Source organism: Pseudoalteromonas sp. SR45-6 (genome assembly GCF_014163545.1).
Classification (GTDB): domain Bacteria; phylum Pseudomonadota; class Gammaproteobacteria; order Enterobacterales; family Alteromonadaceae; genus Pseudoalteromonas; species Pseudoalteromonas rhizosphaerae.
Genome location: NZ_JACJDM010000055.1, coordinates 21,248 through 31,763 on the forward strand (window position 1 = coordinate 21,248; position 10,516 = coordinate 31,763).

A 10,516-nucleotide genomic window follows, 5' to 3' on the forward strand; every position below is an offset into this window, starting at 1 on the left:
TGTGTATTTTTAGGGGGTCTTTATGGCGCATTTTATAGACCGTCGCCTGAACGGTAAGAATAAGAGCACGTTAAATCGTCAACGCTTTATCAGGCGCTATAAAAAACAGATCAAAGAAGCGGTGTCAGATGCAATAAATAAACGCAGTGTCACTGATTCCAGTAGCGGTGAGAGTATTTCAATTCCGCAACGGGATATCGGTGAACCTACTTTTCATCAAGGTAAAGGGGGCGATAGAGAACAAATTCATCCTGGTAACGATCAGTTCTCAACCGGTGATAAAATTAAACGCCCGCAAGGTGGCCAAGGTGGTGGAGCCGGCGAAGGTGAAGCGAGTGACTCTGGTGAAGGCGAAGATGACTTTGTCTTCTCGATTTCTAAAGATGAGTATCTAGACTTACTGTTTGAAGACTTAGAGCTGCCAAATTTACAGCAAAACCAGTTAGACAAACTCGTGCAAATGAAAACTCATCGTGCTGGTTTTTGTAGTGATGGTATGCCGAGTAATATTGATATTGTGCGTTCACTTCAGGGCTCACTTGCAAGGCGTGTTGCGATGAGCGCGGGTAAAAAGCGTCAATTAGCAGAGCTTGAAGCACAGCTTTGCCTATTAATGGCTGAGCCTGAACCAGATATAGCTGCTATTGCATTAATGGAGCAAGAAATCGCCGCATTACAAAAACGCATCAGTGCAGTGCCCTTTATTGATAATTACGATTTGCGTTTTCGTAACTATGAAAAACAGCCTCATCCAACTAGTAAAGCGGTGATGTTTTGTATTATGGATGTGTCGGGCTCGATGGATCAAGCAACCAAAGATATGGCAAAACGTTTTTATATTTTGCTTTATCAATTTTTGACCCGCAGTTATAAAGACATTGAAGTGGTGTATATTCGCCATCATACCCAAGCCAAAGAGGTCGACGAACAGGAGTTTTTCTATTCCCAAGAAACTGGCGGCACAATTGTCTCCAGCGCACTGAAGTTAATGAATGAGATAATTACCGAGCGTTATAACGCTGGCGAGTGGAATGTGTATGCAGCACAAGCCTCAGATGGCGACAATTGGGCTGATGACTCTCCCCAATGCTCAGAGATCTTACGCAACAAGTTGCTCAGTACCATTCGCTATTACGCTTATATTGAGATCACTACCCGCGCCCATCAGAGTCTATGGCGTGAGTATCAAAATATTTGTCAAACTCATAATAACTTTGCTATTCAACATATACGCAATGTTGAAGATATTTACCCTATTTTCCGTGAGTTATTCAAGAAGAGTCGTCAACACCAAGGGGCAGCCTAGGCTGTACAGCGAGGTATTTATATGACCAATAAACGAATGAGCGATGGGCCAGATTGGACATTTGAATTACTACAACAATACCAAGACGAAATTGCCCGCGTGGCTGAACATTATCGCCTCGATACTTATCCTAATCAGATTGAAGTGATCACCGCAGAACAAATGATGGATGCCTATTCCAGTGTTGGTATGCCTATTGGCTATAGTCACTGGTCTTATGGTAAAAAATTTATTCAAACTGAGCAAAATTACAAACGCGGACAAATGGGATTGGCTTATGAAATTGTCATAAACTCGAATCCTTGTATTGCTTATTTAATGGAAGAAAATACCCTTCCAATGCAGGCTTTAGTGATGGCGCACGCTTGCTACGGGCACAACTCGTTTTTTAAAGGTAATTATTTATTTAAAACATGGACTGATGCCAGCTCTATTATTGACTACCTATTATTTGCAAAAAATTATATTGCTCGTTGCGAAGAAAAACATGGCATTGATGAAGTCGAAAACCTAATCGATTCATGCCATGCACTTATGAATTACGGTGTTGATCGTTATAAACGCCCACAGCAAATATCTTTATTTGAAGAACAAAAACGCCAACAAGAGCGCGAAGATTACTTACAATCACAAGTGAACGAACTTTGGCGCACAATACCTTCACATCAACAGGAAACTAAAAAACACGAGCGTCATTTTCCTTCAGAGCCACAAGAAAATATTTTGTATTTTATAGAAAAAAACGCGCCATTACTGGAATCTTGGCAACGAGAAATAATTCGTATTGTGCGTAAAATCTCACAATATTTTTATCCTCAAAAGCAAACCCAAGTAATGAATGAAGGCTGGGCAACGTTTTGGCATTATACTATTTTGAATCACTTATATGATGAAGGGAAACTCACTGACTCATTCATGTTAGAGTTTTTACAAAGTCATACTAATGTTGTGTATCAGCCCCCTTACAATAGTAATTATTATTCGGGTATTAACCCTTATGCGCTGGGTTTTAATATGATGGTGGATATCCGCCGTATTTGTGAAAACCCTACCGAAGAAGATAAACAGTGGTTTCCAGAATATGCCGGGAGCAACTGGTTAGATACGCTGCACTTTGCAATGGAAAACTTTAAAGACGAAAGTTTTATTAGTCAATTTTTATCACCCAAACTTATCCGTGACTTTAAATTATTCACTATTATCGATCACGAAAAAGATCCGAATCTACAAGTTGGTGCGATCCACGATGAAAGCGGCTATCACGCGGTACGGACTGCGCTCTCAGCACAATATAACCTCAGTAATCACGAACCCAATATTCAGATCTATGATGTTGATATTAGAGGTGATCGCTCTTTAACCTTGCGCTACGTGCCACATCAGGATATTCCACTGGCAAAGTCTCACCATGAGGTATTAAAACACCTTTACAGACTATGGGGCTTTAAGGTAAAACTGGAACAAGAGTCAACTTCTGGCGAATTGAATATACTCGGGCAATGTCCATCAGATGATTCACGCCATACAACAGAGTGAATAGAATGGATAAAAAGCTTCTCGTACTAATTGATTCAGTAGAATTTGCACGTACTGCTATTTTGCACGCGAAACACAAAGCAATTGGTAAGCAAAAACATATTGATATTGTCGCCTTTGCCTATGAAAGTGCTGGTAATATTTTGTTCTCGCCGCCAGCTGAACAATTGCAAGTAATTCAAGAAACAAGGTTGGCTACTCTCAAAAAAGAATTAGTACCACTACTTGAAAGCGAATTGTCAGAATCAGATTATTCATTAAATATTATTTGGCATGAAGCGCCCGAGCAATGGTTAGCCAATGAGAGTGACTTTGAAAACTATGAGATGGTGATAAAAACGCGCCATATTGACGAACATTGTCAATTTAGTGAACTTGACTGGCAGTTGATCCGCTTTACCCCACTACCACTTTATTTAGCTGCGGATAATACCTGGCGCAATAACACCAATGTGTTAGCTGCACTTGATTTAGGTAGCGAAAAAGCCACTAAATACAAACTAAACAAAGATATGATTGAAACTGGTTTAGCTTATTCCAAGCATTATGACTGTCAGTTTTATACTTGTTATACCGTTCATGTTTCCCCAATTTTAAGAGACTTAGGCATTGTATTTTCAGACGAACAAGTACTGAATGCTTTTGAGAAACTACCTGTCATTCAACGTAATTTAATTCTTGAGCACGATCTTAAAAATAACCTTCACATAAAAGCGGGCTTAGCCGAGCAAGTGATCCCAAGTATTGCAGCTAAGCTTAATGCAGGTCTTGTGATCATGGGCTCAGTAGGCAACATAGGTATAAAAGGTAAGTTAATTGGCAATACCGCTGAAAAAGTTATGCGGTTACTAAAAACAGACTTGCTTATTTTACCTCCTGAATGTTAGATAATTGCTAGTGATAATATAAAAAATGACGCATTTTGCGTCATTTTTTATGCCTATTAAAAGCAACCTAGTTTGGCTAGTTAAACCTTTTACTATTGTGCCTTAAAGGCTTTTTATACTCATCAAGATTAACTCAAATCTTTATACGCCGTGATACAGTTTCTGCCATTTTCTTTTGAAAAGTAAAGAGCTTTATCTGCCGCTTCAATCCATTTTTCATAGCGCTCAAATTCATCTTGAAAACAGGCAAAACCAACACTTACCGTCATTTTAATTTGTTGTTCGCCAAAGTAAAAAGATGAATTTTCAATTAAACTACGCAAACGCTCAGCAAATATCTCAGCACCTTTGCGATCCGTGTCCAACAGCGTTACCGCAAATTCTTCGCCGCCATAACGACCTGCAATGTCTGTTTCACGCAATGTTTTACGCAGTAAATCAGCAATGTTACGCAGTGCTTCATCGCCACAACGATGGCCATGTTCATCATTTACTTTTTTAAAGTGATCGATATCAAACATCAATAAAGTACTTGTGCCACCACTGCGTTTGATCCTAAGAAATTCTTTGCGTAGGGTATCTTCCCAATGACCTCGATTAGTCAATTTTGTTAGTGCGTCTGTTTGACTCATTTGTTCAAGTTTACGATTTACTTCTTCGAGCTCTTTTTTATTCACCGCCATATCAGTTACATCATAAAGAATGATACAAATATGGCCAACTTCTCCCATCGTATTTGACAGAGGAATAAATGTCGCGTTTTGAAACATATGGTCTGCTTTACCCGTGATTGGACGGTAATTTTTAAAGCGGAAAATGTATGGCTGCTGTTCCCAAATAGTAAATGAGCGATTTTTCAAAATAAACACAGACTCTGATTTACTGCGAAACCACTTTTCATCAATTGATGGAAATAAATCAAATAAATCTTTATCTTTTACTGCGCTGGGTAACATACCCGAATGGTTTTCCATAAAACCATTCCAAATACACACTTTATAGTCCCTATCTAATACCACTAAACCAACATCTACGGTATTAAACATATCCATTAACCAATGGATTTCATTCATATTAAAATCAGCAGCAGGCATAATGTTAGTCTTCTAATAGGTAAGCAACTTTGTATTTCAAAGTTTTTAGTGAGTCTTCGGTAAATAACAGCATCAAGTCACAGTTAATATTGTGGTTCTCAATACCATAGCTAATTTCTATTGCCAGAGTACGTTGCCAGCGTGATTTGTTTGCTTTAACTAAATCAGACACATCACAATGTTGCCCTAACACCACTGGGTGTCCTTGGCTAAAGGTCATGTCTAATTGGCGAGATAATCCAGTTAAGATTGCACCTATCAGGATATTACTAATATCCATTAATAACTCCAGCTCAATTTTCTTATTGAGCTCCCCTTGATAGTTCATCAAGGACGCAATTTCTTTAAAGCTAGAATCATTTAGAAGCAACAATGCCTCACCGGATACACCACCACCAATAAAACCTTGGCATACGCCTGAGGTTGTTGCATTAGCATCAATTGAGCGCAGCGCCATATCAAGTTCATTAACTTCGAGAATATTGACATTAGGAATAGGCAGTTCAACAAATACATTTAATAGCCGTGCTAATAAGTCTCCAGCCTGACCCATTGCCACGTTAGTCAGCTCTTGGTATATATCCCTAACATCTGGGTCAACTTGCTCACCTAAGCGGTGTGAGAGCCGCTCGCGCATTGCTTTATCTTTAATTCCATGGTGTTCGATAATGTCGGCAAGCTTTTGGGCATCACATGGTTTTTGAATAAAGTCTATCGCGCCAAGTTCGAGCACCCGTTGATGCGCATTCGGCTGAATATCGCCAGAGACAACAACGGTTAGTATATCCAAGTTTTGCTCTTGAATTGCTTGCAGTACTTCGTAGCCATCCATTTGCGGCATATTTAAATCGAGGAATAAGATTTCCGGGCTTAACGCTTTAATTTGCTCAATACAATGCACGCCATCTTCAGCAAACTCAACTTTAATATCCCAATCATCGGGCAACGAACGAGCTAACTGACGGCGCGCAAGCTTAGAATCATCACAAATTAGTACCGATGTTGACATAGTCTCTCTCTGATTGCTTTTATTTTTATTATTAAAAATGTAAACATTTACCACTGCTTTATGTTAATCAATGTAACCATGCATTACAATTTTAAATTGCATTAAACTCTTGGTGTCCATGAATGATTATAATACACTCAGCCTAATTGCGTTAACTCTAAAGGAAATACCTTATGCTCCGTTCACTCACTTTTGCTTTAAGTGCCTTTTGTTCAATGGCTTTTGCCGCCGATATGACCGAAAATACGCTTGATGCGGGAAAAGTATCAGCACAATCTAAGCCAATCACTTTATTAGGACAAGGTGTAAAACTAGGCGATAAAGCACCAGACTTTAAAGTGGTTGATGGCTCATTCACGCCAATTACTTTAGCCGATTACCAAGGTAAAGCCGTTTTAATAAGCGTTGTTCCAAGTCTTGATACTGGTGTTTGTAGCATTCAAACCAAGCATTTTAACGAAAAGGTTGCATCGCAATTTCCAAATATAGCCATGCTCACCATTAGTGCTGATTTACCGTTTGCACAAAAACGTTTTTGCAAAGCCGAGAACATAGATAAAATTACTGCCTTATCTGATTCAGTATGGCGTGACTTTGGTCAAAACTATGGTTTGATCATTAAAGATATGGGATTACTTACCCGTGCTGTGTTCGTATTAGATGCAAGTCATAAAATTGTTTATAAACAGTTGGTAGCCGATTTATCAACTGAACCAAAATATGACCCTGTTATAAGTGCTTTAACCGCGTTGTAATCTTGCAAATAACAGTCATAAAAAAACCGCCAATCGGCGGTTTTTTTATTGATTGAATTATCAACCCAATAATTCAGCAAGTTGCTGATTAACAGCTTCAACAGCTTGGGTACCGTCTAAACGATGATACTGCGTATTACCCGCTTTAGCTTCCGCTTGGTAATAATCAACCAATGGCATTGTTTGCTCATGGTAAATACCTAAACGTTTACGTACTGTTTCTTCTGTGTCATCAGCACGTATGATCAGATCTTCACCTGTTACGTCGTCTTTACCTTCCACTTTTGGCGGATTGTAAACTACGTGATAAACACGGCCGGAACCAGGATGAACGCGACGTCCTCCCATGCGGTCAACAATAATTTCATCAGCCACATCAAACTCAATAACGTGATCAACAACTACGCCATTTTCTTTCATTGCATCAGCTTGTGGGATGGTACGTGGGAAACCGTCTAGTAAAAAACCTTTTTCACAATCAGCTTTAGTAATACGCTCTTTAACAAGACCTATGATGATGTCATCAGAAATTAACTGACCTGCATCCATTACTTTTTTCGCTTCAAGACCCAGTGGTGTGCCTTCTTTAATTGCAGCACGTAACATATCACCAGTTGAAATTTGTGGAATACCGTACTTATCCATCAAAAACTGAGCTTGAGTGCCTTTACCTGCACCCGGCGCGCCCAAAAGAATAATGCGCATATCATTGTCCTCGTTTGATACTGATTTTACAAAAAGCATATCAGTATGATTTATTATAAAGCTTGAATTCTTCCATAAGCGCCGCAGATACTCAAGCAACTTATACCAATTGACTACGTTGAGATCATAAAAAAAGGGAACCGAAGTTCCCTTTTTATTAAAATGTTAGTTTTTGAGCAATTACTTACTCAAATCTAACATTAATTTATTTAAGCGAGTCACAAAACCTGCTGGATCTTTTAATGTACCGCGCTCTGCAAGCAAGGCTTGATCAAGCAGTACATGTGACCACTGTGCAAATTTGTCTTCGTCTTGTTCAACATTTAAATGCTTAACAAGTTGATGCTCAGGGTTAAGCTCAAAAATTGGTTTTGCTTCTGGAGCAGCTTGACCTACTGATTCCATTAGCTTTTGCATTTGTGAGCTCATGTCGTTGTCATCAGCGACCACACAGGCTGGTGAGTCAGTTAAACGATGCGTAAAGCGTACATCTTTAACATTATCGCCAAGTGCTGTTTTGATGCGCTCAACTAAGCCTGCAACTTCTTTTTCAGACTCTTCTTGCGCTTTTTTGGTCTCTTCATCATCTAAGCTACCTAAGTCTAGGTCACCACGGGTAATTGACTTAAATGGTTTTTCAGCAAACTCGGTTAAGTGGCTCATCATCCACTCATCAACACGGTCACTCATCAACAGTACTTCGATACCTTTCTTACGGAAGATCTCTAGATGTGGAGAGCTTTTCGCCGCAGTGAATGAATCCGCAACAACGTAGTAAATCGCGTCTTGGCCTTCATTCATACGCTCAACGTATTGCTCTAATGAAACGTTTTGTGCTTCTTCATCAGTATGTGTTGATGAGAAACGCAGTAACTTAGCAATCGCTTCTTTATTCGCTGCATCTTCTGCTGGACCTTCTTTGATCACTTGACCAAATTCATTCCAAAATACTTGGTAATCGTCGGCTTTATTTTTCGCCATACGCTCAAGCAGTTTTAAGGTACGTGACGTACAACCTTTGCGGATTGCTTGCGTTACTTTGTTATCTTGTAAAATTTCACGCGATACGTTTAGCGGTAAATCGTTTGAATCAAGTAAACCTTTTACAAAGCGTAAGTAGCTAGGCATAAATTGCTCAGCATCATCCATTACAAATACACGTTGTACATACAGCTTTAAGCCACTTTGACGGTCACGATTCCATAAATCAAATGGTGCTTTTTTAGGAATATACAGTAAGCTTGTGTATTCAGTTTTACCTTCAACTTTGTTGTGAGCCCAGCTCAGTGGATCTTCCCAATCATGGCTTACATGCTTATAAAATTCTTTATATTCATCATCAGATAGCTCTGATTTATCACGCGTCCACATTGCTGTGGCGCGGTTAATGCTTTCCCACTCACCAGGTACGGCTGGAATTTTCTCGCCATCTTCACCTTCTGACTCAGGCACTTCGGCTTTGTACATTTGTACTGGTGTTGAAATATGATCCGAGTACTTAGTTACAATACTACGTAGGCGCCATTCATCAGCAAACTCTTTTTCATCTTCACGAAGGTGTAAAGTAATTTCAGTACCACGGCCTGCTTTTTCAATTTCTTCTAGCGTGTATTCGCCCTCACCTTGTGATTGCCATTCAACGCCTTTTTCTTCACCGGCTTTGCGAGTACGAACAGTCACTAAGTCTGCAACTATAAATGCAGAGTAAAAACCAACACCGAACTGACCAATCAGTTGCGAATCTTTGCTTTGGTCGCCAGTTAAGTTTTTGAAGAACTCAGCGGTGCCCGATTTAGCAATCGTACCTAACGAGCTGATCACTTCATCACGAGTCATACCAATACCGTTATCAGAAATAGTTACGGTATTTTTTTCTTTATCGGCACTGATACGTACACGTAAGTCTGCGTCACCTTGGTATAGTTCACCATTTGAAAGTGCTAAAAAGCGTAATTTATCAGCCGCGTCAGAGGCATTTGACACAAGCTCACGTAAGAAAATTTCTTTATTAGAATAAAGTGAGTGAATCATTAAGTTTAATAGTTGTTTAACTTCTGTTTGAAAGCCTAATGTTTCTTTTTGTGCTGCAGTCATTTATATATCTCCAATTTGCAAAGTGTCTGCGTTATGCACTTAATATGGGGCGCGGTTTGTTAACTTCAAGTCAAAAGAGCAAAAAAGTAAGCTATAGCAAGATAAACACGGAAGTTAAGTTGTTTTTTCTTACAATCAAAATGGCTGTGGGCAATGTAGGTGCGTTTGCTTGAAGCTTCGAGGGTGTACAAAAAACAGATCGCTGGCATGTAATTGTAAGCGCTCAGCCAGTTGTTGGCTATGTTGGTTTTTATACAGATCACAGCCAATAATTGGGTGCCCAATGCTCTGACTGTGAATACGTAATTGATGTGTACGCCCCGTCACAGGGGTAAATTGCACTAAAGTACGCGGCGGTGATGTTAAGCGCTGTAATACTAAATAGTCACTGACGGCAGACTTACCCGTCACATTACAAATTTTAACTAATGGAAAGAGTAATTTATCTTTGACTATTGCAGCGTTTATTTGACCTACGTCATTTAATAACCAGCCATCCAACATGGCTATATAGTGTTTTTTTATTGTCCCTGATTGAAACTGCTTATTAAGGAGCTTAGTTGATTCAGGGTTAAGGCCTACAATCATAATACCTGAAGTACCATAGTCTAATCGATGCGGCAATTTAGCTGTCGGAAATGCGGCAGTCAGACCTGGCTGCCCATTCACTAAACGATAATGCACAGAATCCCAATTGGCCGGATTTTTACCAGATAAACTCAGTAAGCCACTGGGTTTATTGATCAATAAAATATCATCGTCTTTATATAAAATTTCCACATGCTCATGACAAACCGATGCAATAAAGTCATCGACAATAGAATGCTGTGGCAAATTTGTATCAGACATTATTTCTCTCATTATTGATTTTATAAAAACGTTGCAACATTAGTATCTTGAAACTAGTTCAATTTCTATCATACACAAAAAAGTCGGTATGCTGCGCTGTAGTTTGGCTTTTAACTATAAAGGGCGCTAGTTTTCAAGATTAGAAAATGGCAGTGAACGCATGTCAAAGGTTAACGCTGACGGCTCGAAGCCAATAGCTTTCCTGCAGACGTAAAAAAGCCGCTTCATTTCTGAAGCGGCTTTCTCAATTTGGAGCCTGGCAATGTCCTACTTTCACATAG

The 10,516-nt window shown here is 39.4% G+C and carries 9 protein-coding genes; 4 read left to right on the forward strand and 5 right to left on the reverse strand.

Annotation, left to right across the window (positions count from 1 at the left end; all coding sequences use genetic code 11):
* Window positions 1-22: 22 nt before the first annotated feature.
* Genes H5158_RS18550 through H5158_RS18560 form a run of 3 tightly spaced genes read left to right on the forward strand, consistent with a single transcriptional unit; the run spans window position 23 to window position 3,729 of the window.
* Complete coding sequence (locus tag H5158_RS18550) at window positions 23-1,306, forward strand: YeaH/YhbH family protein (protein ID WP_182740610.1); 1,284 nt, start codon at window positions 23-25, stop codon at window positions 1,304-1,306.
* Between the two features lie 21 nt (window positions 1,307-1,327).
* Window positions 1,328-2,842, forward strand: a complete 1,515-nt coding sequence (locus H5158_RS18555) for a SpoVR family protein (RefSeq protein ID WP_145242153.1) — start codon at window positions 1,328-1,330, stop codon at window positions 2,840-2,842.
* A gap of 5 nt (window positions 2,843-2,847) precedes the next feature.
* A complete protein-coding gene (locus H5158_RS18560; protein ID WP_149982779.1) occupies window positions 2,848-3,729 on the forward strand; it encodes a universal stress protein in 882 nt (293 codons plus the stop codon).
* 128 nt (window positions 3,730-3,857) lie between these two features.
* Here H5158_RS18560 and H5158_RS18565 read toward each other — a convergent pair whose 3' ends face one another.
* Window positions 3,858-4,823 carry a diguanylate cyclase gene (locus H5158_RS18565; RefSeq protein ID WP_182719485.1) on the reverse strand — a complete coding sequence of 322 codons (966 nt, stop codon included), beginning with the start codon at window positions 4,821-4,823 and terminating at the stop codon, window positions 3,858-3,860.
* Between the two features lie 4 nt (window positions 4,824-4,827).
* Entirely contained in the window at window positions 4,828-5,832 is a 1,005-nt protein-coding gene (locus tag H5158_RS18570; RefSeq protein WP_149982781.1) for a response regulator, read from the reverse strand.
* 173 nt (window positions 5,833-6,005) lie between these two features.
* Between H5158_RS18570 and tpx the strand changes: the two genes are divergently transcribed.
* Window positions 6,006-6,587 carry a thiol peroxidase gene (gene tpx, locus H5158_RS18575; RefSeq protein WP_149982782.1) on the forward strand — a complete coding sequence of 194 codons (582 nt, stop codon included), beginning with the start codon at window positions 6,006-6,008 and terminating at the stop codon, window positions 6,585-6,587.
* A gap of 60 nt (window positions 6,588-6,647) precedes the next feature.
* Here the strand turns inward: tpx and adk are convergent, their stop codons facing one another.
* The 3 genes from adk to H5158_RS18590 all read right to left on the reverse strand — a co-directional run bounded on the left by adk (window position 6,648) and on the right by H5158_RS18590 (window position 10,235).
* Window positions 6,648-7,292, reverse strand: coding sequence for an adenylate kinase (gene adk, locus H5158_RS18580; RefSeq protein WP_149982783.1), 645 nt, complete (start codon window positions 7,290-7,292; stop codon window positions 6,648-6,650).
* Between the two features lie 180 nt (window positions 7,293-7,472).
* Window positions 7,473-9,386: a molecular chaperone HtpG gene (gene htpG, locus H5158_RS18585; protein WP_182719486.1), complete on the reverse strand. Its 1,914-nt coding sequence runs from the start codon at window positions 9,384-9,386 to the stop codon at window positions 7,473-7,475.
* 135 nt (window positions 9,387-9,521) lie between these two features.
* Complete coding sequence (locus H5158_RS18590) at window positions 9,522-10,235, reverse strand: RluA family pseudouridine synthase (protein WP_182740611.1); 714 nt, start codon at window positions 10,233-10,235, stop codon at window positions 9,522-9,524.
* Window positions 10,236-10,516 lie beyond the last annotated feature (281 nt).

Coding starts and splice junctions, on each gene's coding strand:
- H5158_RS18550 (WP_182740610.1), top strand. CDS start 23: ATGGCGCATTTTATAGACCGTCGCCTGAACGGTAAGAATAAGAGCACG.
- H5158_RS18555 (WP_145242153.1), top strand. CDS start 1,328: ATGACCAATAAACGAATGAGCGATGGGCCAGATTGGACATTTGAATTA.
- H5158_RS18560 (WP_149982779.1), top strand. CDS start 2,848: ATGGATAAAAAGCTTCTCGTACTAATTGATTCAGTAGAATTTGCACGT.
- H5158_RS18565 (WP_182719485.1), bottom strand. CDS start 4,823: ATGCCTGCTGCTGATTTTAATATGAATGAAATCCATTGGTTAATGGAT.
- H5158_RS18570 (WP_149982781.1), bottom strand. CDS start 5,832: ATGTCAACATCGGTACTAATTTGTGATGATTCTAAGCTTGCGCGCCGT.
- tpx (WP_149982782.1), top strand. CDS start 6,006: ATGCTCCGTTCACTCACTTTTGCTTTAAGTGCCTTTTGTTCAATGGCT.
- adk (WP_149982783.1), bottom strand. CDS start 7,292: ATGCGCATTATTCTTTTGGGCGCGCCGGGTGCAGGTAAAGGCACTCAA.
- htpG (WP_182719486.1), bottom strand. CDS start 9,386: ATGACTGCAGCACAAAAAGAAACATTAGGCTTTCAAACAGAAGTTAAA.
- H5158_RS18590 (WP_182740611.1), bottom strand. CDS start 10,235: ATGTCTGATACAAATTTGCCACAGCATTCTATTGTCGATGACTTTATT.